Origin of the sequence: Streptomyces sp. NPDC007901, assembly GCF_042959465.1 — a bacterium.
In the GTDB taxonomy this organism is placed as follows: Bacteria; Actinomycetota; Actinomycetes; order Streptomycetales; family Streptomycetaceae; genus Streptomyces.
Window position 1 is genome coordinate 85664 of sequence record NZ_JBIBKW010000022.1, and the last position, 25698, is coordinate 111361.

The following is a 25698-nucleotide window of genomic DNA, read 5'->3' on the forward strand; positions in this document are numbered from 1 at the left end:
CGGGTGGGGGTTGCGGGCCCTGGCGTGGGCGGGCGGGGGGGGGGCGTCCGCCCCGCCCCCCCGGGGGGGGGGGGGGGCCGGGGCGGGGGGGGGGGGGGGGGGGCCGGGGGGCGGGGCCCCCCCCTCCGCCGGGTCTCACGCCACGGTGAGCACGAGGGCACCCGTGTAGCTGGAGCCGGCGGCGAGGGCCGTCTCGGTGCCGTCGACGGTGAGCTTCACGCTCTTGCCGCGCGGCGCCTTCACGGCGGCGTCGGCGGCCAGGGTGAGGCTGGTCAGGTACGACGTGCCGGTGACCGTCCAGGCCGAGCCGCTGTTCAGCTGGACGACCACGCCGTTGTTGACGGCCGCCTGCACGGTGTTGGTGACGATGCCGAGTTCGTAGAAGGTGGACGAGTCGATCGAGGACACCCGGTGCTTGGTCTTCGTCGCCGAGATGACGCCCTCGACGGTGGAGCCCTCGAAGGTGAGGACCATGGCGATTACACAGAGTGGCCACAGTCCTGTGTGGCGGGAACACACGACGGCGAGGCGGACGGCCCGCATGCCGTCCGCCTCGCCGTGTTCCCTGTATGTGATCTACGCCGGTGCGATCATCCCCGCCGACAGGTCGATGTCCGCGCCGCACAGTCCGGGCATCGCCAGCATCGCCACCAGCGCTTGCGCGACCTCGTCCTCCTCCACCAGCCGGCCGAGCGCGGCCCGGGACGCGAAGTCCCGTTCCGCCTCCTCGACCGTGCAGCCGGTGAGTTCGGCGGTGAGCCGGAAGTTGCGGTCCATCCGCGGGCCGCGCACCGGGCCCGGGGACAGGGAGTTGACCGCGACGCCCCGCGGGCCCACCTCGCCCGCCAGGGTCCGGGTGAGGCCGATCAGCGCCATCTTGGAGGCGGTGTACGGGGTGCGGTTGAGCAGCGGACGCTTGCCGCTGACCGAGGCGACGTTGACGATGTCGCCCCGTCCGGCGGCGAGCATGGGCGGCAGGAAGGCCCGGCACATGAGGTAGACGCCGCGTACGTTGGCGGCGAACACGTCGTCCCACTCGTCGGGTTCGATGTCGACGAGCGGCCGCACCGGGCCCGCGACGCCGGCGTTGTTGACGAGCACCGACACGTCCTCGTCGGCGAGTTGCCCGGCCAGGGCGCGCACGGAGGCGGGGTCGGAGACGTCGCACACGGCCGTGCGGGCCGTCTCCCCCACCTTGGTCGCCGCCTCGGCGAGGGCCTGCTCGCCCCGTCCGACGAGGACCACCCGGGCGCCGGCCTCGGCGAGCGCCCGGGCGAAGGCCCGGCCCAGCGGACCGCCCCCGCCGGTGACCAGCGCCGTACGGCCGTCCAGGCTCACGCCTTGTTCCACGGCAGCTCGTCGCCGGCGGCCTTCGCGGCCCGTACGTCACCCGAGCGGGCGTGGCCCTCGAACAGCTCGACCCGGGACGCGCGCCCGCACAGCCGCCCGAGCAGGGCCTGCGAGGCGGTGTCGGTGACCTCCTGGTAGGTGACCGTCTTGAGGTACTTCCCCACCCACAGGCCGCCGGTGTAGCGGGCGGCACCACGTGTGGGCAGCACATGGTTGGTGCCGATGACCTTGTCGCCGAACGACACACAGGTGCCCTCGCCCAGGAACAGGGCGCCGTACTGGGTCATCCGCTCCAGGGCGAGACGCGGTTCGGCGGTCAGCACCTCGACGTGCTCGAAGGCGAACGCGTCGGCGAATGCGTACAGTTCGTCGACCGAGTCGACGACGTGCACCTGGCCGTGGTCGCGCCAGGCGGGTTCCGCGTAGTCGCGGGTGGGCATGGAGGGCAGGATGCGCTCGACCTCGGCGACGGTCTGCTCGGCGACCTCGCGGGAGGTGGTGATGAGGACGGCCGGGGAGTCCGGGCCGTGCTCGGCCTGGGAGAGCAGGTCGACCGCGCAGACGAACGGGTCCGCCCGGTCGTCGGCGAGGACCAGGATCTCGGTCGGTCCGGCGAACAGGTCGATGCCGATCTCGCCGAACAGCTGGCGCTTGGCCTCGGCGACATAGGCGTTGCCGGGCCCTGCGATCAGGTTGACCGGCTCCATGGTGTCGGTGCCCACGGCCATCGCGGCCACCGCCTGGACGCCGCCGAGCAGCCAGATCTCGTCCGCGCCGGCCAGGTGCATGGCGGCGACGGTGGCGGCCGGGATCTCGCCGTGGATCGGCGGGGTGCAGGCGACCACCCGGGGCACGCCCGCCACCTTGGCGGTGACGATGGTCATGTGGGCGGAGGCGGTGAGCGGGTAGCGGCCGCCGGGGATGTAGGCGCCGGCCGCCTGCACCGGGATGTGCTTCTGCCCGAGCTTCACGCCCGGCAGCGTCTCCACCTCGAACTCGCCCATCGAGGCGAGCTGGTGGCGGGCGAAGTTCCGGACCTGCTCCTGGACGAAGGTGATGTCGTCGATGACCTGCCGGGGCACCGAGGCGACGATCTTCTCGACGTCCTCGGCGCTCAGCCGGAAGGAGTCGGGGCTCCACTTGTCGAACTTCTCGGAGTACGCGCGGACGGCCTCGTCACCGCGCTCCCGGATGTCCGCGATGACACCGGCCACCGTCTCGCGTACCTGGTCGAGGGAGGCGGCCACCTCGGCCTTGGGCACGGCGTGCTTCAGGATCTCTGCCACAGCTGCGGCCTTTCTCAGGAGTTCTCGGCTCGGAGGATCAGACGGGGGGCGCTTCGAAAAGCACGTCGGGGTCGTTGAACTGCTCCTTGGCGACCGACTCGCTCATCGGGTCGGCGGTGCCCCACTGGTCCTGGGTGACCGGGTCGTCGACGTCGTGCCGGCCGGGGTGCCACAGGTCCTCTTCGAGGACGGCGAGCTCGGTGGTGTACTCGACGGTGTTGCCGTGCGGGTCGTGGAAGTACGAGAAGGTGTTGTCGCCCGCCAGGTGCCGTCCCGGGCCCCAGGTGAGGCGGGTCCCGGCGCGCAGCGCACGCCCGGTGCCGCGCATGTACTCCTCCACCCCCCGCATCTCGAACGAGGCGTGGTGCAGCGACACATGGGGGCCCCGCGCGATGGCGAAGGAGTGGTGCAGCGGACTGCACCGCAGGAAGTACATGAGGTCACCCATGTGCGTGGAGTACAGGGTGTCGGTGAGCCGGAAGCCCAGGTGCTCGATGTAGAAGTCGCGCAGGCGCTCGGGGTCCTGGGAGTTGATCACACAGTGCGAGAGCCGTACCGGGATGGCCTCGCGCTCCTCGATCCTGCGGTGGGTGCGGGTGGCCACGTCCGCCGAGACCTCGACGACCCGCCCGTCGAGGTCGAAGAAGCGCAGCCCGTAGCCGCCGCCCGGGGTGTCCAGCGCCCGGGGTTCATGGATGATCTGCACGCCGGCCCGGCCCAGCCGCACCGCCAGCTCGTCGACCGCCGCGGCCGAGACCGCCCCGAAGGCGACCAGGTCCATCCGCTTCCGTTCGTCCTTGCGGATCCGGACGATGTACTGCTCCGGGCTGCCCTCGGCGGCGAAGAACGCGATGCCGCTGTCGTTCGCGGCCTCGGTCAGGCCCCAGGTGGTGCCGTAGAAGGCGCGCTGGGTGTCGAAGTCCGGTACGGCCAGATCGACATGGCGCAGGTGGGTGATGGGCTGGAAGCTCATGCGTGGCTCCTGACGGTGTTGCGCTGACGGCCGAGGCCGGTGATCTCCGCGTCGATCACGTCACCGGGCTTGAGGAAGACCCCCCAGTGCGCGCCGTTGCCGGCCGGGGAGCCGGTGAGCAGCAGGTCGCCGGGGCGCAGGGTGGTGGTCGTGGACGCGTAGGCGATCAGCCGGGGAATGTCGAAGATCATGTCCTTGGTGGACTCGTCCTGCCGGACCACGCCGTTGTGCCGCAGGGTGATCCGCAGGTCGCCCGGGTCGCCGACGAAGTCGGCCGGGACCAGGAAGGGTCCGGTCGGCAGGAAGGTGTCGGCGTTCTTGGCGGTGAACCAGTCGGTGCCGATGGCCTTCAGGTCGGGCCGGTACAGCCGGTCACGGGTCGTCAGGTCGTTGCTGATCGTGTAGCCGGCGACGTACGACATCGCCTCCCCGGCCGGGATGTCCTTGCCCGACCTCCCGATGACCAGGGCGAGTTCGAGCTCCCAGTCGTGCTGTTCGCCGAGCGCGGGCAGCACGACGTCGTCGTACGGTCCGCACAGCGCGCGCGGCGATCCGAGGAAGATGTACGGGACGCCGTTGCGGCTCCGTTCGTCCATCATCTTCTCGGCGTCGGCGCGGGCCTCCTCGGGGGTGGCGCCGTGCACGCTCTCCTTCTCGGCGGCGACCAGATCCACCACGTGCTTGCGGTAGTTGGCGCCGCTCTGCAGGATCTGGCCGGGCTCGATCGGGGTCAGGACCCGCAGGTCCGCCAGGTCGTGCCAGGTGCCGTCGGCGGAGGCGGCCAGTTCGTGCAGCAGGGGCAGCCAGGCGTCCCAGTCCTCGACGAGCTCGCGCACCGACCCGGCCCGGTCGGAGAGGTCGCGGACCCGCGTGCCGGCGACCAGGCCGGGGAAGGCGGCCGCGGCGCCGCGGAAGGTACCCAGCGCGAAGGGTCCGGCATGGGAGGGGGAAGGTTCGGGCACGGGCGGCTCTCCTCGTACGGATGGGGGCTCGCCTTCGACGCTAGGCATCGCACGCGGTCGGCGGAAATGGCCGTTCGCGATGCCTGCCATCATCTGCGGTCCCACCCCCTGCCTGCGCGGATGCGGCCGCGCCGGGCGGGCGGCTCCATCGCCGTACGGGATGGATGACGTCCCCCTTGCCGATGACTCGATCCGTTGACCCTGCAGGTACCGCCGATCAGGCTCGATGCCACCCCGATCGCTAGGAGCACACCGTGGTAGTCGAGCATGCCGAGCTGACCGTCGAGGAAGGCCGGGAAGCGGAGTTCCAGGAGGTCTTCGGCAACGCCCGCGAGGTGCTCGCCGAGGCCGACGGTTTCCGCTGGGCCGAGCTGCTGCGCTGCGACGAGCGGCCGCGGACGTTCCTCCTGCTCGTCGGCTGGGAGTCGGTCGAGGCGCACACGGTCGGCTTCCGGGAGTCGGAGCGGTTCGCCCGCTGGCGGGCCCTGGTCGGCCCGTTCTTCGCCGCCCCGCCGGCCGTCGAGCACTACCACGAGCTGGGCCCCCGCTACACCGGCTGAGAGCCGCTGACCCCCACTGTCTGTCTTTCTACTTTCGCAAGGATCGCCCATGCCCGTGAACAAGGTGCTCGTCGTCGGCGGCGGCATCACCGGAAGCGTGCTGTGTCTCGCCCTCGCCCAGCGCGGTGTCGAGGCGGAGCTCGTCGAGATCTCCCCCCAGTGGTTCGGGGTGGGACATGGCATCACCATCCAGGGCAACGCGCTCAAGGCGCTGCGTTCGGTCGGCGTGCTGGACCGGGTACTGGCCCGGGCGGTGCCGTTCGACCACATGCGGCTGCGCCGGGCCGACGGCGGTCTGATCACCGAGCTGCAGACCCCGCACACCGGCGGCGAGGACCTGCCGTCGACGGCGGGCGCGCTCCGCTCCGACCTGCAGAACGCGCTGTGCGACGCGGTGCACGCGCACGGCGTCACCGTCCGGCTGGGCCTGAGCGTGCGCGAGCTGGCCGAGCAAGACGATCAGGTGGACGTCACCTTCACCGACGGCTCCACCGGCCGCTACGACCTGGTGGTCGGCGCGGACGGCATCAACTCGTCGATGCGGGCCCTCATCGGCATCGAGGCGAAGCCCCGCCCGGTCGGCATGTCGATCTTCCGGGTGGTGGCGCGGCGTCCCGCCGAGATGGACTGCGCCGAGGTCTACTACGGGGGCCCGCGCTACAAGGCCGGGTACAGCCCGATATCCGACGACCAGTGCTACGCCTACCTCCTCGACGAGAACCTGGACGCCTCCCTGGTCGGCCCGCGCGCCTCCCTGGACCTGATGCGTGAGCGCGGCGCCGGCTACGGCGGCACCTGGGGGAAGATCCTCGCCTCGCTGCCCGACGACACGGCGGTGGACTACCGCTGGATCGAGGCGGTGCTGATCGACGAGCCCTGGTACCGGGGCCGGACGATGGTGATCGGCGACGCGGCGCACGCCTGCCCGCCGCTGATCGCGCAGGGTGCCGCGATGTGCATGGAGGACGCGGTGCTGCTGGCCGAGCTGGTCGCCGGCGACGAGCCGCTGGAGCGGGCCCTGGAGCGGTTCATGGCCCGGCGCCTGCCGCGGGTCCGCATGGTGCTGGACAACTCCCTCCAGCTCGCCGACTGGGAGATCCACCCGGACACCGCGGGCGCCGACCCGGCCCGGATCATGTCGGAGACGCTCTCCTCGCTGACGGCCGCCGCATGAGCACGCCCGTCGTCGACTTCCACGGCCACCTCGCGGTCCCGGAGGCCGACGCCCTGGTGGCGGGCACCGAGGGCTTCGCGGTCGAGCTGGCCGCCGAGCAGCGCGCCCACTCCCCGGAGTCACTGGCCACCAACCGGGCGCAACTCCAGCGCCTGGCAGGGAAGTTGACAGACGTGGAGGCCCGCCTCGCCGATCTCGACGCGATGGGCGTCGACCTCCAGGTGGTCGGCCCGATGCCCATGCACCACTACTGGGCCGAACCCGATCTGGCGGTACGACTGGCCGGTACCGTCAACGAGGCGGTCGCCGAGCACTGCGCGGCCGTACCCGAACGGCTCCGCGGGCTCGGCACGGTACCGCTGCAGCACCCGGACCTGGCCGTCGCCCTGCTGGACAAGGCGGTCACCGAGCTCGGCCTGTCCGGCATCAGTGTCTCCACCACGGTCGAGGGGCGCGAGCTGGCCGAGCCGGCGCACGACGAGGTCTGGCTGAAGGCCGAGGAGTTGGGCGCGGTCGTCTTCGTCCACCCGTGGGGCTGCTCGCTCGGCGAGCGGCTCGCCACGAACTACCTGGGCAACACGGTCGGCCAGCCGACCGAGACCACGGTCGCGCTCTCCCGGCTGATCTTCACCGGGGTCCTGGACCGCTTCCCCCGGCTGAAGCTGGTGGCCGCGCACGGCGGCGGCTATCTGCCGACCTGCATCGGCCGTTCCGACCACGCCTGGCGGGTACGGCCGGACGCGCGCGGCTGTGCCGAGCCGCCCAGTTCCTATCTGCGGCGGATGTGGTTCGACGCCCTCGTCTACACCCCGCGCGCGCTGCGGCACCTGGTCGAGGAGGTGGGCGCGGACCGGGTGGTGCTCGGCACCGACCACCCCTTCGACATGGGCGTGACCGACCCGGTGGCCCGCCTGGACGCGGCCGGTCTCGATCCGGCCGCCCGGGACGCGATCGCCGGGGGCAACGCGCTCGATCTGCTGGTGAAAGGAGACGCCCGATGATCCTGGGTCCCCTCGAGGAGGAGCTCACCAAGGCCCGTGCCGCCTACCGGAACCGAGGCCGCTGGGGCGAGGACGACGTGCTGGGCACGCTCAATCTCATCGACGACGCGATCCGCGCGCACGCCGCGAGCCTGGTCCGGCGCGGCCGCTCCTTCTCGCTGGCCCAGGAGTTCGACGAGTCCGGCCCGCGGCGCGGTGACCGGGCCCTGCTGCCGTCGCGGGCCTTCACCCGGTGGGACGGGCCGGGCCCTGTCTACGCCAACGAGCAGGCGTGGCAAGCCCGTCCGCGCACCGCCGTCACCGGCGACGGGGACTCCGTGACCGGCGTCGGGCGCATCCGGGACGCGTTCACCGGCCGCGGGGTGCTCCTCGATGTCGGCCGGGTGGTCGGGGACGCGCGCGGTGAACTGCCCGACGGCTTCGCGATCACGGAGGAGCACCTGCGCGACACGGTCGAGGCGCAGGGCGCCACGTCGAGTGTGCGCCGGGGTGACATCGTTCTCGTCCGCACCGGCCAGCTGGGCCGGGTGCGGCGGCTCGGCGCATGGGGCGGGTACGCGGGCGGGGACGCGCCCGGCCTGTCCTTCACCGCCCTCGGCTGGCTGCACCGCACGGAGATGGCGGCCGTCGCCACCGACACCTGGGGCCTGGAGGTACGGCCGTCCGAGTTCGCCGAGCCGGCGACGGACCCGCTGCACCGGATCGCCATCCCCGAGATGGGCCTGCCGCTGGGCGGGATGTGGGACCTGGAGGCCCTCGCGCAGGACTGCGCGGCCGACGGTGTCCACGAGTTCCTGCTGGTCGCCGCCCCGCTCCCGGTCACCGGCGCGGTCGGTGCCCCCGTCAGCCCCATCGCCGTCAAGTGAACCGCCCAGCGAGCCGCAAATGAGCCCCCACGTGAACACGAACCGATTCTCCGGCACCCTCCACCTCCCCGGCGACGAGGACTTCGAGGAGGCCTGCCTCGGCCGGGTCTTCAACGCCCGCCGCCCGGCCGACCGCACCCCCGCCGCCGTCCTCAGGGCGGCCACCGAACAGGACGTCGTCGAAGGCGTCCGGTTCGCCCTGGAGCGCGGCTGGCAGGTCGCCGTCCGCTCCGGCGGGCACAGCTGGGCCGCCTGGTCGGTGCGCCGGGACGCGCTGCTGATCGACCTCGGCGACTTCCGCGAGATGGCGTACGACGAGACCACCGGGATCGTCACCGCCACCCCCAGCGTCAAGGGCGGCGACGAACTCAACCCGTATCTCGGCGGGTTCGGGCGTTTCTTCAACGGCGGGCACTGTCCCTCCGTCGGCATCGGCGGGTTCCTGCTGCAGGGCGGGCAGGGCTGGAACGCGCGCGGCTGGGGCTGGACGGCCGAGAACATCGTGGCGATCGACGTCGTCACGGCGGACGGCGAGCTGGTCCGGGCCGACGAGAGCGAGAACAGCGACCTGTTCTGGGCGGCGCGCGGGGCGGGGCCCGGCTTCTTCGGCGTCGTCACCCGCTTCCACCTGCGCACCCGCCCCCTCCCCCGGCACCTGGCGCACACCGTGCACGCCTACCCGCTCGACCTCTTCGACGAGGTCATGACCTGGCTGCACGACACCCACCACACGGTCTCCGACCTGGTGGAGATCGTCGCGCTCACCCAGACCCCGCCCGACCTCGACGGTCCGGTGCTGCTGGTCACCGGCGTCTCGATGACCGACACCCCCGAGCAGGCGGCCGAGGCGCTGGCGCCGCTGCACGCCAACCCGTACGCCGACCGGGCCCTGTTCCGTGTCGAGGCGCAGCCCACCACCCTCGCCGAGCAGCTGGCGGGCCAGCGCACCGCCAACCCGGAGGGCCACCGCTACTTCGTCGACAACGCCTGGCTGACCGGTACCGCCGAGGAGGTCGTCCCGGCGATCCGCAAGGCCTTCACCGAGCATCCCACCCGGCAGACCTTCACCATCTGGTTCTCGATGGCGCCGCTGCGCGCACTGCCCGACATGGCCTTCTCGCTGCAGTCGGAGATCTACTGCGCCACCTATGTCGTCCACGACGACGCCACCCGGGACGCGGAGCTGCGCGGCTGGCTGGACGAGGCGATGGCGGCGATGGAGCCGGTGACCGCGGGCCAGTACCTGGGCGACTCCGACTTCACCGTACGGCAGGTGAGGTTCATGGGGGACGAGCAGTGGCGGCGGCTGAACGGGATCCGGGCCGCCCGCGACCCCAAGGGCGTGTTCGCCGGATATCTGAGCGCCGGGACCGTCACCAACACCAACCACTGGGAGAGCTGAGCAGCCATGCGTTTCGCGACATACGAGTACGAGGGCGAGGAGCACGCCGGTGTGGTGCGGGACGGGGTGATCCACCCGCTGCCCGAGGGGGTGACCCTGCTGGCCCTGATCGAGGCCGGGGTGCTGTACGCCGCCGGTATCGAAGCCCTGGACGGAGCAGGCGAGTTGACGGTGGATCAGGTGCGGTTGCTGCCGCCGCTGAAGCCGCCGTCCATCCGGGACTTCGTCGGGTTCGAGGCACACATCGAGGGCGTGTCGAAGTCGCTGGACGGGCTTGAGCACGTACCCGAGGAGTGGTACCGGGCGCCCAACTTCTACTTCACCAACCCGCACGCCGCCTACGGCGCCCATGACGACGTGCCGGTCCCGGCGGGCTGCTCGGTGCTCGACTTCGAGCTGGAGGTCGGTGCGGTCATCGGCCGCAGCGGCCGGGACCTCACGCCCGGGCAGGCGAAGGACCACATCATCGGGTACCTGGTCTTCAACGACTGGTCGGCCCGTGACCTCCAGAAGCCGGAGAAGAACCTCGGCCTGGGCTTCTCCAAGGGCAAGGACTTCGCCAACACCCTCGGCCCCTTCCTGGTCACCGCCGACGAGGTGGAGGACCGGCGGGACCCGGACGGCTTCCTGGACCTGGAGATGACGGTCACCCTCAACGGCGAGCTGATCGGCCGGGACACCCTGGCCAACGTCTCCTGGACCTTCGAGGAGATGATCGCCTACGCCAGCCGGGACGCCTGGGTGCGCCCCGGTGACATCCTCGGGTCCGGCACCTGCGGCTGGGGTGCCCTGGCGGAGTTCTGGGGCCGTGTGGGGGAACGCACACCGCCCCCGCTGCAGGCCGGGGACGAGGTGACGCTGACCGTCGAGGGACTGGGCACGGTGTCCAACAGGATCGTGCCCGGACGGGCGGACGCTTACCTTCCGCGAGCCCGCAAAAGGGGTCGTACGCCCCGGCCGTAACACGGGGACCTGTGGGGGGCCTGTGGTGCGTGCAGACCCCCCACCTGCGGGTATCCGGCGACCGGATGCCTGGCATCGAATCTTCCTGAGAGTCGGCCCGACCCCCTTCCTCGACGGCCGTCCGCTGGTTAACCTCGCGTTTCACCGAAGCTTCAAAGACGTGGCCGGCCGGAAGGGGACATCCGTGGGTCTCGGAGCGATCGATCTCAATCTTCTGGTGGCACTGGAAGCACTCCTGGAGGAGAAGAACGTCACCCACGCGGGTGTACGACTGTCCACCAGCCAGTCCGCGATGAGCGGCTCGCTGGCGCGGCTGCGGCGCCATTTCAACGACGAGCTGCTGATCCGGGTGGGCCGGGAGTACGAGCTCACCCCGCTGGCGGAGCGGCTGCTGCCGGTCGTCCAGGGCTCGCTGCAGAAGGCCGAGGAGGCGCTGTCGCTGACCCGGCACTTCGATCCGGGGCGCAGCCGCCAGCGGTTCTCCGTGGTGATGTCGGACTATGTGATGTCGGTGTTCGTGGAGCCGCTGCTGCGGGTCATCGCCGCCGAAGCGCCGGGTATCCGGATCGACTTCCATCCGATCGTGGACGGGCAGCTGGAGACCGAGACGCATCTGCGCTGTCACGACCTGATGATCGTGCCGCTCGGCTACCAGCTGCCGGGGGTGAGCGAGGCGGTGATGCACGACCGTTTCGTGTGCATCGTGGACCCGGACAACCCGCGGCTGGTGGACGGCCGGCTCACCCTGCGCGACCTGGCGGAGATGCCGCACGCGGCCTGCGCCATCGGCAAGAGCCACACCCCCGCCGAGCGCCAGCTGGAGACCCTCGGGATCACCCCGAAGGTGCAGGTCAGCACGCCGGGCTTCAGTGTGCTGCCGTTCCTGGTGAGCGGCACCGACCTGGTGGCGATGATCCCGGAGCGGCTGGCGCGGCGTTACGAGGACTTCGCGCGCTGTGCGGTCGTACCGGCGCCGTTCCCGGACGTACCGCTGGTGGAGGCCATGTACTGGCACCACAACCGGCACGGCGACCCGGCGCACCGCTGGCTGCGGGACACGGTCCGCAAGGTCGGGGCCGCGCTGAGCCAGGACGCCCCGGTCGAGATCGCCGAGGCGGATGCCACCCATCCCGAGAGCGCGTTTCCGGAGCTGTCCGCGGCTTCCTAGCGTGGACGGGAGGACATCCCGCACCCCCCTGGAGGAAACCGTGGAAGCCGTGAGCCGCACGCGCCTGGCGGGCCGTACCGTCGTCGTCACCGGAGCCGCACAGGGCCAGGGAGCCGCCGAGGCGGCCGCGGCCGCCCGGGAGGGCGCCACGGTGATCGCGACCGACGTGCTGGACGAGGCCGGCGAGAAGCTCGCCGCGTCGCTGCGCGCCGACGGCCTCGACGTCCGCTACGTCCACCTGGACGTGACCTCCCCCGAGGACTGGGCGTCCCTCGCGGACTCCCTCGACGTGGTGCACGGCCTGGTGAACAACGCGGGCATCCCGATGCGGGCCCGGCTCGGCCAGGTCGAGCTCGCCGACTGGAACCGGGCCTTCGCCGTGAACACCACCGGCGCCCTGCTCGGCATCCAGGCCCTGGCCCCGCTGATGCCGGCCGGTTCCTCGATCGTGAACGTCGGCTCGGTCGCCGGGCTCACCGCCCATCACGCGGTCGCGTACACGACCAGCAAGTGGGCGCTGCGGGGCCTGTCCAAGGTGGCGGCCCTGGAGCTGGCCCCGCGCGGCATCCGGACGAACATCATCCACCCCGGGCACATCGAGACCCCGCTGATGGCGACCGCCAACCCGGTCTTCGTCGCCGCACACCTCGCCATGACGCCCCAGGGCCGCCCCGGCACCGTCGACGAGGTGGCGCCACTCGTCGTGTATCTCCTCTCCGACGAGGCGTCCTACGTCAACGGCGCGGAGATCACCGTCGACGGCGGCTACTCCTCGCACGGCCCGGTGAAGGCGATCACCAACGCCCTCGACCAGGACTGAGCGTCAGCCCTTGAGCTGCTCCAGCGTGGACTTGGTGTCCGTCTTCAGCCAGCCCGTCACGTCGTCGAGCGTCGGCGGGTCGGTGTCGTTGTCGTACGAGGAGAAGTACGCGCTGTAGCTCATGGTGTACGTCATCCAGCCGTCCCGGACCGCAAGGGTGGCGTAGCGCGAGCCGCTGGTGGAGGAGCCGTTGCTGGTGTCCTCGGTGACCAGGTAGGCCTCGTCGCCGATACCGCTCACCGGGCTCACGTCGTAGTCCGTGTGGCTGTCGCCGTAGTTCTTCCAGGTGGCCGTGAACTCCGGCCCCGGGTCGGTCTTCTTGTGCAGGTCGACCTGCAGGGTGAGATAGGCGTCCCCGTAGCTGGACCCGGTCTTCTTGAGACTGAGACTGCAGTAGCTCTCGTCCAGGGCCGGGTCCTTCAGCGCGTTCTTGGTCGGGGACGAGTCGTCCTCGGGGTACTCGTCCTTGAACGAGGAGTAGTCCGCGCCGGAGCAGAGGTTGGCGGGCGCCTGGTAGCCGCGCAGGTCCGCGCTGTCCCCGAAGCCCCCGGTGAGGAAGACGCCGGCCGCCCAGGCCGCGGAGGCGACCACCGCGCCCACCACCGCCCACAGCACGGCCTGTCCCGCCCTGCCCCCGCCGCCGCCCGACGGCGGGGCGGCCACCGGCGGATAGCCGTAACCGGGTTGCGGGGCATAGGGGTTGGGCTGCTGCGGCTGGGCAGGCTGACTGGCGAGGGTCGGCTGGGCGTAGGGGTTCTGCGGGGGCGGCGACTGCGGGTTCGGATACGGGTAGGCGGTCGGCTGGGCGGGCTGGGCCGGCTGAGCGGGCTGGGCCGGCTGAGCGGGCTGGGCCGGCTGCGGCGGTATCGCCGGTGGCTGGTCCGGCTGCTGCGCGGGCGGCGCCGGCTGCTGCGGGGGCTGCGGCTGCTGCGAAGAGGACGGCGGCTGCTGCGGTGGCGTGGACATGTCGTGAAGATAGTGCACAACCGGATGTCAAGTCCCGTCACGTCCAGCATCGTTATGGTCTGAGAACATCTGTTGCCGTTGCACAACCGCGTGGCGCACGGCGACTTGAGGACATGTCAGAAGGCCGGGGCTGCCGCCCCGGCCTTCCGCTCTGTGGGTTCCGGATCAGGCGGACGCGGCCTGCACCGGCGCCCCCGCCGTCGCACGGGCGGTGCTCCTGCGGACCAGCAGCAGGGTGACCACCGCGCCGAGCAGCGAGGCGCAGCCGCAGATCACCACGCCCAGGGACATGGCGTGCGCGAGGGCGTCCCGCGCGGCGGCCTTGGCGCTGTCGCTGCCCGCGTTGACCACGGCCAGCGGACCGGCCGCCGCCTCCATGCCGGCGTCGGCGCCGGACAGCTTGCCGACCAGGGCGGAGGAGGCCGCGCTCATCGCGACCGTGCTGATCACGGCCGGGCCGAGGCCCTGACCGAACTCGCGGACCAGGCTGGTCGCGCCGCTCGCCATACCGGTCATCTCGATCGGCACCGCGTTGACGGCGGCCGAGGTCAGCGAGGAGACCACGCAGATGAAGCCGACGCCGAGCAGCAGCACCGGGCCGATGAAGGCCGCCAGGGAGGTGGTGGTGATCGGCAGTGCCGCGATCCAGAACTGGCCGGCGGCCATCGGCAGCAGGCCGCCCATCAGCAGCCGGCGCGGCTCGACCCGGGTGAGCATCTTGCTGAGCACCGGGGCGAGCAGCAGCGGGATCAGCTGGAGGATCACGAACGGCATGCCGGCCCGCAGGGCGCTGAGGTGCATCACCGCGCCCAGCCGGATGGAGACCACGTAGGCCGTGCCGATGAAGCCGAACATGCCGGTCAGCGCGACCACCGCGGCCGCCGCGAACGACGGGATCTTCAGCAGCTCCAGGTTGAACATCGGGGACACGGCGCGCTTCTCGGCGATCACGAAGCCGACCAGGGCCACGGCGGCCAGGGTCAGCGCGAAGACGATCGACGGGCTGCTCCAGCCGCGGTCGCCGCCCTCGATGATGCCCCACAGCAGGGCGGTGAGGCCGACGGCGACGCTGATCTGACCGGGCCAGTCCAGGGCCCGGCCCTCGGGCGCCTTGGAGTCGGTGACCAGCGCCCAGGCGGCGAAGCCGACCGCGATGCCGAGGACGACCGGCGGCACGAACGCCCAGCGGAAGTCGGCGACCGTGGCCAGGATGCCGGAGGACAGCGGGCCCACGGCGGAGGCGAGGGAGATGCTCAGCGCCCAGATGGAGACCGCCTTGGCACGGTCCTTCTCTTCGGGCGTCACGGCCGCGATCACGGCGAGGGAGCTCGGGAAGAGCGCGGCGGCACCGACACCGGCGAGGGCCTGGCCGATCCAGAGCATGGTGATGTTCTGGGAGGTGGCGTTGAGGAGTTCACCGATCGCCAGCACGAATCCGCCGAGGACCAGCAGCCGCTTGCGGCCGAACAGGTCGCCCACCACACCGAAATTCAGTTCCAGAATCGCGGTGGGGAGAATGAACGCCGAGGTGACCCAGGCGACCTGTGATCCCGACGCACCGAACGCGGTCTGGATTTCCCCGTTGATGGGCGAGGGGACGGTAATGCACAGCTGCGCGGCGGCAACTGCCAGACAACAGGCTATGAGCGTGCCCACGTCCAGCTTCTTCACAGCGTCGGTCATTCCGTACTCCGTCTCAGGGATTGACAGTGGTGCCGCGTTCGGTCGGTTCGCCGCGTTCTATGAGTTCGATGAGATTTCCCTCGGGGTCCTTGACCCAGGCCATCCGCACCCCCGCTTCGGGGGACGGGCCGGGGGCCAGGACCTCGCCCGCTCCGTGAGCCGTCAACGCGGCGTACACGGGGTCGAGTTCGGGGGTGGTGACCGCGAAGTGCCCGTACCCCTCGGTGAGTACGGCCGTCATCGGGTCCGGCGCCCTGAGGCCGGGCGTGGATCCGGGCCTGGCGAGCAGCTCGATGCGCCAGCCGTGCGGGTGTTCCAGGACGACACCGGTCAGTCCGGGGCCGTCGAGATGGAACTCGAAGACGGTCTCCAGTCCGAAGACCTTCTGATACCAGGAGAGTTGGGCGGGCAGGTCGTGTACGTTCAGGCCCACGTGGTCGAGTCGTGCGTGCATGCGCGCTCAGCCCGCCATCGCGCTGTCGCCGCCGTCGACCATGAGGTTGGCGCCGTTGACGAAGGCCGCCTCGTCGGAGCAGAGGAAGGCCGCCGCACGGGCGATGTCCTCGGGCTGCCCAACCCGGCCGACCGGGATCCTGGCCTCCAGCTGGGCCTTGGGGCCGTTCGGGTCGTCGAGGAAGGGCGCCGTGGCGGAGGTGCGGGTCATGCCGGGGGCGATGCTGTTGACCCGGATGTGGTGCGGGGCACCGGCCGCGCACAGGTGCTTGGTCATCGCGAGGACCCCGCCCTTGGCGGCGCCGTGCGGCACCATCGGCATGAACAGTGCCCCGCGCTCGGCGACCACGGAGGCGACGTTCAGGACGGCCCCGCCGCCGCGTGCGATCAGGTGCGGCCAGGCGGCCTGCGTGCAGAAGTAGGGGATGTCCAGCTCGTTCTTGATCGTGAAATACCAGTCCTCGGCCGGCATCGTCTCGAACGGGCCGTTCCGGAGCGCGGAGGCGTTGTTGTAGAGGATGTCGATCCCGCCGAATTCCGCGATCCCCGCCTCGATCCACTCCCGGGCCCCGGCCTCGGTGGAAAGGTCGACCGGCGCCGGCGAACGCATCACACCACCGGTCTTCTCGACGAGTGCGACGGTTTCGGCGGCGCTGCTCTCATCGATGTCACAGCCGAATACGGTGGCGCCCTCGGCCGCGAATACCTGTGCCGCGGCCCGGCCGATTCCAGCCCCCGTTCCACTGATGAAAGCGATTTTTCCGGCCAATCGACCCATGATTGCCAAGTCCCTTGTCCCATGCCGCCCGAGTGCGGTGCTGGCAGCGTAGGTAGGGCCTTTGCCCAGAACAAGAAATGCGCCGGGGAAACGCCATCGGGGGTTCGTATGGCTGGTATGCGCCTCAGGCGCGCAGGCGTACCGGGAGGGCCTGGACGCTGTTGCCGACGAACCCGGCGAGCGGGGCGAGGCGGTCCTCGGGCACGGCGAGGTCCAGGGCGGGGAAGCGGTCGAAGAGCCGCTCCAGGGCGACCGTGGCCTCCAGCCGGGCCAGCGGGGCGCCCAGGCAGTAGTGGGCACCGTGACCGAGGGAGAGGTGGCGTACGGCGTCGGGGCGGGCCGGCCGGGTGACGTCGAACCGGTCGGCGTCGGGGCCGTGCGCGGCCGGATCGCGGCCGGCGGCGGAGTAGCCGGCCAGGACGGGCGTGCCCGCGGGAATCGTCGTGCCGTCCACGGTCAGGTCCCGCACGGGGTAGCGGAACGGGAAGAAGCTGACCGGCGCGTCCCAGCGCAGTGTCTCCTCCACCACGTCGGCCCAGCTCGCGTCCCCCTTCCGGACGAGTCCGAGCTGGTCGCGGTGGCCGCACAGGGCGCGCACCGCGTTGGTGATCAGGTTGAGGGTGGTCTCGTGCCCCGCGATGATCATCAGCACCAGGGTGCCGATCAGCTCCTCCTGGCCGAGCCGGTCGCCGTCCTCGTCCCGGGCGGCGATCAGGGCGCTGGTGAGGTCGTCGCCGGGTCGCTCGGCCCGGGCGGCGGCGACGGCGGCGAGCACCGCGACCAGCTCCCGGTTGGCGGCGACGGCCTCGGCCGGTGCGATGTCGGTGGCCACGACCTGGCTGGACAGATGGTGCAGCCGGTGCCGGAACTCGGCGTCCACGCCCAGGAGTTCGCAGATCACCTCCATGGGCAGCGGCAGCGCGAAGTGCCGCCGCAGGTCGGCGACGCCGTCGCCCTCGGCCGCGGCCCGCTCCAACGCGTCGAGCAGCGTTGCGGTCAACTCCTCGATCCATGACCGCAGTTGTTCCACCCGGCGGGGCGTGAACGCCCGGCTGACCAGGCCGCGCAGTCTGCGGTGGTCGGCCCCGTCGGCGGTGGTCATGCCCCGTACCGTGGCGAAGGTCAGCAGCGGCCAGCCGACGGGGATCCGGCCCTCCGCCAGTTCCGTGAAGTGCCGTGCGTTCTTGGCGGCTTCGGGACGCTGGAGGAAGTCCCTGAGCGTCTCGTGCCCGAGGACGGCCATGCCCTCGACACCACCGGGCAGCACGACCGGCGCCACGGCACCGCGCGCCAGCAGCCGGGCGTTGTCGGCATGCGGACAGCCGCCGACGGGGTACAGGCGGTGCGGCACGGACGGGGTCTCCACCGGGGCTCCTGACGGACAGCCGTACGACGCGGACACGGTTGATCGTAGGCGCCCGGGTGCCCGCGGGGCGGGAATATCCGTGACCGGTGCCATGTTGACGATCCCGGAACGCTGGGTATAGTGCGGTCAGCACGTGTGGCCGCCCCCCTGTTGGGCGCCGTGCCCGTTCCACCTCCTCCAGCCGCACCGCCCGTCGGTTCCCGACCGGCCCGCCGGCTTCTCAGCACCACCTCGTGACCAGGGCTTCTCCGCCGTCGCCGAGGTGTCGTTCCCGCCGCACGGAGGCATGCGCACACGCCCTCCCGCTCGCGGCCCACTCCCCCTTCTCTCCTGACTTCCGTCCTCGAAAGGACCACCACTCATGACCACCACACTCGAACCCCCCGTACGGCAGCAGGCCCAGAACGCCGCCCGTCCCGTCACCGGTGTCCTCGACATCGACACGAGCGGGAAGGGGCAGCTGCGGGCCCCGAGCTGCCTGACCTCCCCCGCCGACCCTCAGGTCCCCGCCGCGCTGATCCGCCGTCACGGCCTGCGCAAGGGCGACCTCGTCGAGGGCGTCCGGGGCAATCAGCGCGCGCTGACCGAGGTCACGCGCGTCAACGGCCGTACGCCCGGAGAGCTGCGCGGCCGCCGTCACTTCCGTGATCTGACCCCGTTGCACCCGCACGAGCGGATCCGCCTGGAACACCCGGCCGCCGGGCTCGCCGGACGGGTCGCCGACCTGTTCGCACCGGTCGGCAAGGGGCAGCGCGGGCTGATCGTGGCCCCGCCGAAGACCGGCAAGACCGTGCTGCTCCAGCAGCTGGCGGCGGCCGTCGCCGGCAACCACCCGGAGTGCCGTCTGATGGTGCTGCTGCTCGACGAGCGCCCCGAGGAGGTCACCGACATGCGGCGCTCCGTGCAGGGCGAGGTGTACGCCTCGACCTTCGACCGGCCCGCCAAGGAGCACATCTCCCTCGCCGAACTCGTCGTCGAGCGCGCCAAGCGGCTCGTCGAGGAGGGCCAGGACGTCGTCATCCTCCTGGACTCCCTGACCCGGCTGTGCCGGGCCCACAACAACGCCGCCGCCTCCAACGGCCGCACCCTCAGCGGCGGTGTCGACGCCGGCGCGCTGCTCGGCCCCAAGCGGTTCTTCGGCGCCGCCCGCAAGGCCGAGGAGGGCGGCTCGCTCACCATCCTGGCCACCGTCCTGGTGGACACCGGCTCGCGGGCCGACGGCTACTTCTTCGAGGAGCTGAAGAGCACCGGCAACATGGAGCTGCGCCTGGACCGCGAGCTCGCCTCCCGGCGGGTCTTCCCGGCCCTGGACATCGCCCCCTCCGGCACCCGCCGCGAGGAACTCCTGCTCGCCCCGGCCGAGTTGACCGCCGTACGCGGACTGCGCCGGGCCCTGCAGAACCGGGAGGGCACTCCGAGCGGGCTGGAGACGCTCCTGGAGCGGATGCGCGAGACCCCGGACAACGCCACCTTCCTGCGCCGGGTCCAGCCGACCCTGCCGACGGGCTGACGGCTGACGGGCTGACGGCCCGACGGACCGACCTATCGACGGACCGACGGGCGAGCCGCGCGTGCGGCATCCGGGTTGCTCCTCACGCCCGTCCGGCCCAGGCCGCGCGCCGTCCAGCGCCCACCTTCCTACGTTGATCATATGAATATCGGATTCCCTGACCGCTTCCCTCGCCGAATGACGGCGTCGACCTGCGCCCTCTGTCTGGCGGGCCTGCTGGCACTGACGCCCGGTACGGCGGCCGCCGGTACCAGGGCGCTGGACCCGGCCCCGCCGCCGAGGGCGGTGGTGCCGGGGCCGTCGCTGCTCTACCGCTCCGGGGTCCAGGTGCGTCCGCACGTCGGGGCCCCCGGACTGCCGGACGTCTCCGCGCTCTCCTGGGTGGTCGCCGACGCCGGCAGCGGCCAGGTGCTGGCGGCGAACGGGGCGCATCTCGGACTGCCGCCGGCCAGCACGCTGAAGACCCTGTTCGCGCTCACGGTGATGCCCACCCTGCCCCCTGGTCTGAAGCACCGGGTGACTCACGCGGAGCTGGCGGACGTCGGCGAGGGCAGCAGCCTGGTCGGTGTCGAGGAGGGCCACACCTACCAGGTGTCCGATCTGTGGCGCGGGGTCTTCCTCAGCTCCGGCAACGACGCCGTGCACGTCCTGGCCGCGCTCGACGGTGGCTGGAGCCGCACCGTCACCCGGATGCAGGCCAAGGCCCGCTCCCTGGGCGCACTCGACACCCATGTCGAGTCCCCGGACGGCTACGACGCACCCGGGCAGGTCTCCTCGGCGTACGACCTCGCGGTGTTCGGCCGGGCCGGACTCCACAACCCCGAGTTCGCCGGCTACTGCTCCACCGCCGAGGCCCGCTTCCCGGCCGGCGACGGCTGGACGTTCGGCATCGAGAACACCAACCGGCTGCTGACCGGCGAGGACGGGGTGGCGCGCTACCCCGGTCTGATCGGCATCAAGAACGGCTACACCAGCAACGCCGGCAACACCCTCGTCGCCGCCGCCCGGCGGGGCGGGCGCACCCTCCTCGTGACGGTGATGAACCCCCAGGACGGCGGCGTGTACGACGAGGCCCGTCAGCTGCTCGACTGGGGTTTCGAGGCGGCCGGGCGGGTCGATCCGGTGGGCTCGCTGGACGCCCTGCGGCCGGCCCCGCGGCCGGGACCGAGCACCGTACCGATGGCGGCCGCCGCGGCACCGGAGGACGACTCCGTCTGGTCGGACACCGCCATCGCCGCGGCCTTCGCCGGTCTCGGGGTGGGCGCCGTGACCCTGGCGATGCGGCTCAAGGGCGAACGCCCGGACCGGTCGGACCCCTCCGACCCGCCCGGACGGGACTGACCGACCGGCAGCCCGAACAGCAGACCCAGCGTGATCCAGGTGTAGAGGTTGCTGCCGAGGAAACCGTCGATGCCGGACGCGTCGTCGAACCACAGCCACACCACGCTGGTGCACATCACCGCGTAGAGAGCGCCCGCGATCCGCGGGTACCCCGCACGGGCCAGCAGCGCGAACGAGGGCAGTACCCACACCAGGTGGTGCACCCAGGTGATCGGGCTGACCAGGCACGCGGCGAGACCGGTGAGCGCGAACGCGGCCGTCCAGTCGCCGGCCGCCACGGCCCGGCGGGTCCGCCACGCCCAGACGGCCAGCGTGAGCAGCACGACGATCGCCCACAGTGGTTTGTCCGGATGGCCGAGCCTGGCCAGGACGCCCTGCAGCGACTGGTTCGACACGTAGTCGAGCCGGCCGACCCTGCTGGTGTCCCAGAGCGCCTGCGTCCAGTAGAACCGGGACGCCTTCGGATCGGTCCAGGCCGCCAGCCCGGTCGCCGTGAGCGCCACGGCCGTGGCGACCCCCGCCGCACGCCACCTGCGGCCGATCAGCAGCATGGCGATGAACAGCGCCGGCGTGAGCTTGATCGCGGCGGCGAGCCCGATCCCGACCCCGGCCCAGCGGCCCCGCCCGCTGCGCAGCAGGCAGCAGTCGCCGAGCACCAGGGCGAGCAGGATGAGATTCACCTGGCCGAAGCTGAAGGTGTCCCGCAGCGGCTCGAACAGGGCCAGCGCGCACAGCGCCAGCGCCCACCGGTACCAGCCCCAGCGCCGCCAGCCCGGCCCGGCCAGGATGCGCAGCACGAGCGCCAGCGCGGCCAGGTTGACGAGCAGCGAGGCCACGATGGCCAGCGGCAGTCCCATCAGCGCCATGGGCAGCATGCCGACGGCGGCGAACGGCGGATAGGTGAAGCCGTACTCCGTCCCCGGCACCCGGTAGTCGTAGATCCGGCCGCCGTGATGCACCCAGGTGTGCACGGTCCCGTAGTAGACCCGCAGGTCGAACCAGTCACGCAGCAGCGGCACGGTGGCCGTGAACACGGTCACGGCGGCGACGAGGGCCAGGACGAGCAGCAGCCTCCCCCGCGCGGTCTGCGGTCCTCTCATGCCGTACGTCCCACGGCCGGGGCCTGCGCGGCCTGGTGGGCCTGCCACAGCACGACCACACCGAGCACCCCGCCGGAGACGGCGAGGACCAGCTGGCCGACGTCGGCGGGGCCGCCGCTGGGCAGCACGGCGAGCGCGAGCACCCCGGTGACAGCGGCCACCCGGTGCCGTACCGAGGCGCTGGGCGCCGCCGCCGCTATCAGGAACAGACCCCAGATCGCGTACCAGGGCCGGATCGCCGGCCCGAAGGCGGCGACCGCGGCCAGGCTCAGACCGAGCGCGTAGACCGGGCGGGGCCGCAGCCGGACCCATATCAGCAGCACGGTCACCGCGGTCAGCGCCATCCCGAGCAGATGCCAGGCCGGCACGGCGAGCGGCGCCAGGTCGCTGCCGAGGTGTTCGAGGAGCGCGCCGGTGGCCCGGCCCAGCAGGCTGCTGAGCGCCCAGTTGTGCGGCGACACGGGCGTGTCCAGCGCCCTTATCCACCCGTACCCCGTCCCCGCGACGGCGGTCGCCACCACGGTGGTGACCCCGGAGGCCGCGGCCGTCAGCAGGGTGGCGCGCACCGGGCTGCGGCCCCTGCGCGCCTGTACGACGACGATCGCGAGCAGTCCGAGCGCGGCGGGTGCCTTCACCAGTGCCGCGAGCGTGACCAGCACCGCCCCCAGGACCGGCCAGCGGCCGAGCGCCGCGACCAGGCCGAGGCCGAGCAGACCGAGCATGATCGCGTCGTTGTGGGCGCCCGCGACCAGGTGCAGCAGCACGAGCGGGTTGAGGGCGCCCAGCCAGAGCGCGGCGGCTGGGTCGGCGCCGCTGTGCCGGGCCAGCCGGGGCAGTGCGACCGCCATCAGGCCGACGCCGAGCAGGGCGACCAGTCGCATCCCGAAGAGCCCGGCCGGGAGTTCGCCCCGGGTCAGCCCGGACAGCAGCGAGGCCACGCCCATGAACGCGGGACCGTACGGGGCGGCGGTGTTCTGCCACACCGGCGCGACCTCGTCGGCCAGCGGGCCGCCGAGCTGGGCGGGGCCCGAGGTGTAGACGTCCATGTGCGCGTCGACCATCGCGCCCTGCGCCAGGTAGCTGTATACGTCCCGGCTGAACAGCGGCGGCGCGAGCAGCAGCGGGGCCGCCCACACGACGAGGACCAGCATCAGCTGGCGCGGGGTGGGCGGCGCGCCGCTGCGCACGAGGCGGCCGAGCAGCAGCCAGGCCGCGATCAGCAGGACGACGCCGAAGTAGACCCCGACCAGGCCGAACGCCGCCTGTACCGAGCTGGGGGCGAGCAGATCCTCCACGGGCAGGGCGCCGGCAGTCTCACCTCCCAGCGCCAGGAAGGCGGTGCCGGCCAGGCCGAGAACCTGGCAGCGGCGTAGATCGACGGGGAAAGCCATGGCCAACACTGGGTCAGCGTGTCAATGGTGGGTGGCCGGAAAGCGACGAGGCGATTTCTTGGGAGCGGCCTACTTGTTACCTGTGTGTGGTGCGTGGTCGGGTGCAGGTCCGTTGTGGCTGGTCGCGCCCACGCGGCGGAAGCCGCACATGGATGACGCCCCGCGCCCCCAAAGGGCGCCACAGTCCCGGTCTAGAAGACTGACAGGCCTGTCAAAGTGGTAAATCTGTCCAACGCCGCCACTCCCGCCACGGAGTTGCCCCGCTCATCCAGGCCCGGGCTCCACACGCAGAGCGCGCAACGCCCGGGCACCACGGCGATGATCCCACCCCCGACCCCGCTCTTCCCCGGCAGCCCCACCCGGTACGCGAAGTCGCCCGCCGCGTCGTACGTCCCGCAGGTCAGCATCACGGCGTTGACCTGCTTCGCCTGGCTTTGGGTGAGCAGGCGGGTGCCGTCGGCGCGGATGCCGTGGCGGGCCAGGAAGGTGGTGGCGAGGGCGAGGTCGGCGCAGGAGGCGGCGACGGAGCACTGGCGGAAGTACTGGTCGAGGAGGACCGGGACCTCGTTGTCGATGTTGCCGTAGGAGGCCATGAAGTGGGCCAGCGCGGCGTTGCGGTCGCCGTGCTGGGACTCGGAGGCGGCCACCTCCCGGTCGAAGTCCAGGCCGGCGTTGCCGCTTTCGGCGCGCAGGAAGGCCAGCAGTTCGCCGGCCGCGTCCGAGGTACGGGTGTGGAGGCGGTCGGTGACGACGAGGGCGCCCGCGTTGATGAAGGGGTTGCGCGGGATGCCCTGCTCGTACTCCAGCTGGACCAGGGAGTTGAAGGGGTTGCCGGAGGGCTCGCGGCCGACGTGCTCCCAGAGTTCGTCGCCCTCGCGGGCGAGGTCCAGGGCGAGGGTGAAGACCTTGGTGAGGGACTGTGTGGAGAACGGCTGCCGCCACTCCCCCACGCCGTAGACCGTGCCGTCCAGCTCGGCGACCGCCATGCCGAAGCTGCGCGGATCGCAGGCGGCGAGCGCCGGGATGTAGTCGGCGGGGCGGCCGCGGCCCGGCGTGCGGCCTATCTCCTCGGCGATGCGCTCCAGGACCGGCAGGAAGGCGGGCGACGACGTCACTGTCATGATCACTATTGTGCCTCCGTGCCGGTCCTGGTGCGTACGTGCAGGTCAGACGAGGGGCGATCCGCTGCCGGCGAGGACCTCGGGACGCAGCAGGTCGGCGAGCCGCTCGGCGGGCAGCAGGCCCTTCTCCAGGACGAGTTCGGCCACCCCGCGGCCGGTGGCGAGGGCCTCCTTGGCGATGTCGGTGGCCGCCGTGTACCCGATGTGCGGGTTGAGGGCGGTGACCAGGCCGATGGAGTTCTCGACGGTGGCCCGCAGCACCTCGGTGTTGGCGGTGATGCCGTCGACGCAGCGCTCGGCCAGGGTCAGGCAGGCGTTCCGCAGGTGCGTGATGCTCTCCGACAGGGAGTGCAGGATGATCGGCTCGAACGCGTTGAGCTGGAGCTGTCCGGCCTCGGCGGCCATGGTGATGGCCACGTCGTTGCCGATGACCTCGAAGGCGACCTGGTTGACGACCTCGGGGATCACCGGGTTGACCTTGCCCGGCATGATCGACGAACCGGCCTGCACGGGCGGCAGGTTGATCTCGCCGAGCCCGGCCCGTGGCCCGGAGGACAGCAGCCGCAGGTCGTTGCAGCTCTTGCTGAGCTTGACCGCGATCCGCTTGAGCACGCCCGACATCTGGACGAAGGCACCGCAGTCCTGGGTCGCCTCCACCAGGTTGGCGGCGGTGACCAGGGGCAGCCCGGTGATCTCGGCGAGGTGCCTGCGGGCCGACTCGGCGTATCCGGCGGGCGCGTTGAGCCCGGTACCGATCGCCGTCGCCCCCAGATTGATCTCGTGGATCAGCTCGACCGCCTCGGCCAGCCGGCTCCGGTCCTCGTCCAGCATCACGGCGAACGTGGAGAACTCCTGCCCCAGCGTCATGGGCACCGCGTCCTGCAACTGCGTACGGCCCATCTTCAGCACGTCGCGGAACTCGACGGCCTTGCGCCCGAAGGAGTCCTGCAGCACCGCCATCGCCCTGAGCAGCCCGCGTACCGCGAAGACGGTCGCAACCTTGACGGCGGTCGGGTAGACGTCGTTGGTCGACTGCCCCAGGTTGACGTCCTCGTTGGGGTGCAGGTACGCGTACTGCCCCTTCTCGTACCCGAGCAGCTCCAACGCCCGGTTCGCCACGACCTCGTTGGCGTTCATGTTCGTCGAGGTCCCGGCACCGCCCTGGATGACGTCGACCACGAACTGGTCGTGCAGTTTGCCGCCCCGGATCTCCCGGCACGCGGCGACGATCGCGGCCGCCTTCTCGGGCGCCAGCAGCCCCAGTTCCTCGTTGGCGAGGGCCGCGGCCTCCTTCACGGCGGCAAGCGCGTCGATCAGATGCGGGTAGGCGGAGATCGGCGTACCGGTGATCGGGAAGTTCTCGGTCGCGCGCAGGGTGTGCACACCCCAGTACGCGTCGACGGGCACGTCACGGTCGCCGAGCAGATCGTGTTCGCTACGGGTGACGACAGTCATGAAGGAACG

The 25698-nt window shown here is 71.7% G+C and carries 23 protein-coding genes and 1 pseudogene; 10 read left to right on the forward strand and 14 right to left on the reverse strand.

The annotated features are described in order from the left end of the window. Positions 1-135 precede the first annotated feature (135 nt). From ACFZDK_RS44870 to ACFZDK_RS44890, 5 genes are all read right to left on the reverse strand, one after another. The gene (locus ACFZDK_RS44870; RefSeq protein ID WP_390981946.1) at positions 136-474 is read right to left on the reverse strand and encodes a hypothetical protein; all 339 of its coding nucleotides are present in this window, start codon (positions 472-474) and stop codon (positions 136-138) included. 102 nt (positions 475-576) lie between these two features. Then, entirely contained in the window at positions 577-1338 is a 762-nt protein-coding gene (locus tag ACFZDK_RS44875) for an SDR family NAD(P)-dependent oxidoreductase (RefSeq protein WP_390981949.1), read from the reverse strand. Next, positions 1335-2636 (reverse strand): histidinol dehydrogenase, encoded by a 1302-nt coding sequence (gene hisD / locus ACFZDK_RS44880; RefSeq protein ID WP_390981952.1) that lies wholly within the window; start codon positions 2634-2636, stop codon positions 1335-1337. Before hisD ends, ACFZDK_RS44875 begins: the two co-directional genes overlap by 4 nt. A 37-nt stretch (positions 2637-2673) precedes the next feature. Further along, positions 2674-3609, reverse strand: a complete 936-nt coding sequence (locus ACFZDK_RS44885; RefSeq protein ID WP_390981954.1) for a VOC family protein — start codon at positions 3607-3609, stop codon at positions 2674-2676. Next, complete coding sequence (locus tag ACFZDK_RS44890; protein ID WP_390981957.1) at positions 3606-4571, reverse strand: fumarylacetoacetate hydrolase family protein; 966 nt, start codon at positions 4569-4571, stop codon at positions 3606-3608. Before ACFZDK_RS44890 ends, ACFZDK_RS44885 begins: the two co-directional genes overlap by 4 nt. A 254-nt stretch (positions 4572-4825) precedes the next feature. On the opposite strand from ACFZDK_RS44890, the gene ACFZDK_RS44895 reads away from it, so the two are divergent. The 8 genes from ACFZDK_RS44895 (at position 4826) to ACFZDK_RS44930 (ending at position 12525) form a co-directional block, all read left to right on the forward strand. Next, positions 4826-5131, forward strand: a complete 306-nt coding sequence (locus ACFZDK_RS44895; protein ID WP_390981960.1) for an antibiotic biosynthesis monooxygenase — start codon at positions 4826-4828, stop codon at positions 5129-5131. Positions 5132-5180: 49 nt separating this feature from the next. Continuing rightward, entirely contained in the window at positions 5181-6305 is a 1125-nt protein-coding gene (locus tag ACFZDK_RS44900; RefSeq protein WP_390981962.1) for an FAD-dependent monooxygenase, read from the forward strand. Then, on the forward strand, positions 6302-7306 hold the full coding sequence (locus ACFZDK_RS44905) for an amidohydrolase family protein (protein ID WP_390981965.1): 1005 nt from the start codon (positions 6302-6304) through the stop codon (positions 7304-7306). Before ACFZDK_RS44900 ends, ACFZDK_RS44905 begins: the two co-directional genes overlap by 4 nt. Further along, positions 7303-8172, forward strand: a complete 870-nt coding sequence (locus tag ACFZDK_RS44910; protein WP_390981968.1) for a cyclase family protein — start codon at positions 7303-7305, stop codon at positions 8170-8172. The genes ACFZDK_RS44905 and ACFZDK_RS44910 overlap by 4 nt, the downstream gene beginning before the upstream one ends. A gap of 31 nt (positions 8173-8203) precedes the next feature. Further along, positions 8204-9574 (forward strand): FAD-binding protein, encoded by a 1371-nt coding sequence (locus ACFZDK_RS44915; protein WP_390981971.1) that lies wholly within the window; start codon positions 8204-8206, stop codon positions 9572-9574. Positions 9575-9580: 6 nt separating this feature from the next. Next, positions 9581-10537: a fumarylacetoacetate hydrolase family protein gene (locus ACFZDK_RS44920; protein ID WP_390981973.1), complete on the forward strand. Its 957-nt coding sequence runs from the start codon at positions 9581-9583 to the stop codon at positions 10535-10537. Between the two features lie 184 nt (positions 10538-10721). After that, complete coding sequence (locus ACFZDK_RS44925) at positions 10722-11705, forward strand: LysR substrate-binding domain-containing protein (protein ID WP_390981976.1); 984 nt, start codon at positions 10722-10724, stop codon at positions 11703-11705. Positions 11706-11754: 49 nt separating this feature from the next. Next, entirely contained in the window at positions 11755-12525 is a 771-nt protein-coding gene (locus ACFZDK_RS44930; RefSeq protein WP_390981979.1) for an SDR family oxidoreductase, read from the forward strand. A gap of 3 nt (positions 12526-12528) precedes the next feature. On the opposite strand, the gene ACFZDK_RS44935 is transcribed toward ACFZDK_RS44930, so the two are convergent. From ACFZDK_RS44935 to ACFZDK_RS44955, 5 genes are all read right to left on the reverse strand, one after another. Next, a complete protein-coding gene (locus ACFZDK_RS44935) occupies positions 12529-13491 on the reverse strand; it encodes a hypothetical protein (RefSeq protein ID WP_390981981.1) in 963 nt (320 codons plus the stop codon). Between the two features lie 165 nt (positions 13492-13656). Then, positions 13657-15174, reverse strand: a complete 1518-nt coding sequence (locus tag ACFZDK_RS44940; RefSeq protein WP_390981982.1) for an MFS transporter — start codon at positions 15172-15174, stop codon at positions 13657-13659. 13 nt (positions 15175-15187) lie between these two features. Further along, positions 15188-15628, reverse strand: a complete 441-nt coding sequence (locus ACFZDK_RS44945) for a VOC family protein (RefSeq protein WP_390981984.1) — start codon at positions 15626-15628, stop codon at positions 15188-15190. 6 nt (positions 15629-15634) lie between these two features. Further along, complete coding sequence (locus ACFZDK_RS44950; protein WP_390981987.1) at positions 15635-16405, reverse strand: SDR family oxidoreductase; 771 nt, start codon at positions 16403-16405, stop codon at positions 15635-15637. Between the two features lie 124 nt (positions 16406-16529). Beyond that, positions 16530-17771 (reverse strand): cytochrome P450, encoded by a 1242-nt coding sequence (locus ACFZDK_RS44955; RefSeq protein WP_390981990.1) that lies wholly within the window; start codon positions 17769-17771, stop codon positions 16530-16532. 361 nt (positions 17772-18132) lie between these two features. On the opposite strand from ACFZDK_RS44955, the gene rho reads away from it, so the two are divergent. Further along, positions 18133-19281: a transcription termination factor Rho gene (rho, locus tag ACFZDK_RS44960; RefSeq protein ID WP_390981992.1), complete on the forward strand. Its 1149-nt coding sequence runs from the start codon at positions 18133-18135 to the stop codon at positions 19279-19281. A 177-nt stretch (positions 19282-19458) separates the two neighbouring features. Next, positions 19459-20268, forward strand: a pseudogene (locus ACFZDK_RS44965) (D-alanyl-D-alanine carboxypeptidase family protein); the annotation flags it as partial. Positions 20269-20357: 89 nt separating this feature from the next. Here the strand turns inward: ACFZDK_RS44965 and ACFZDK_RS44970 are convergent. From ACFZDK_RS44970 to aspA, 4 genes are all read right to left on the reverse strand, one after another. After that, on the reverse strand, positions 20358-21722 hold the full coding sequence (locus ACFZDK_RS44970; protein WP_390981995.1) for a glycosyltransferase 87 family protein: 1365 nt from the start codon (positions 21720-21722) through the stop codon (positions 20358-20360). Continuing rightward, positions 21719-23113, reverse strand: coding sequence for a polyprenol phosphomannose-dependent alpha 1,6 mannosyltransferase MptB (mptB, locus tag ACFZDK_RS44975; protein WP_390981998.1), 1395 nt, complete (start codon positions 23111-23113; stop codon positions 21719-21721). Before mptB ends, ACFZDK_RS44970 begins: the two co-directional genes overlap by 4 nt. Before the next feature lie 191 nt (positions 23114-23304). Next, positions 23305-24234 (reverse strand): glutaminase, encoded by a 930-nt coding sequence (locus ACFZDK_RS44980; protein ID WP_359217403.1) that lies wholly within the window; start codon positions 24232-24234, stop codon positions 23305-23307. Positions 24235-24279: 45 nt separating this feature from the next. After that, positions 24280-25689, reverse strand: coding sequence for an aspartate ammonia-lyase (gene aspA, locus ACFZDK_RS44985; RefSeq protein WP_390982002.1), 1410 nt, complete (start codon positions 25687-25689; stop codon positions 24280-24282). Between the last annotated feature and the right edge of the window lie 9 nt (positions 25690-25698).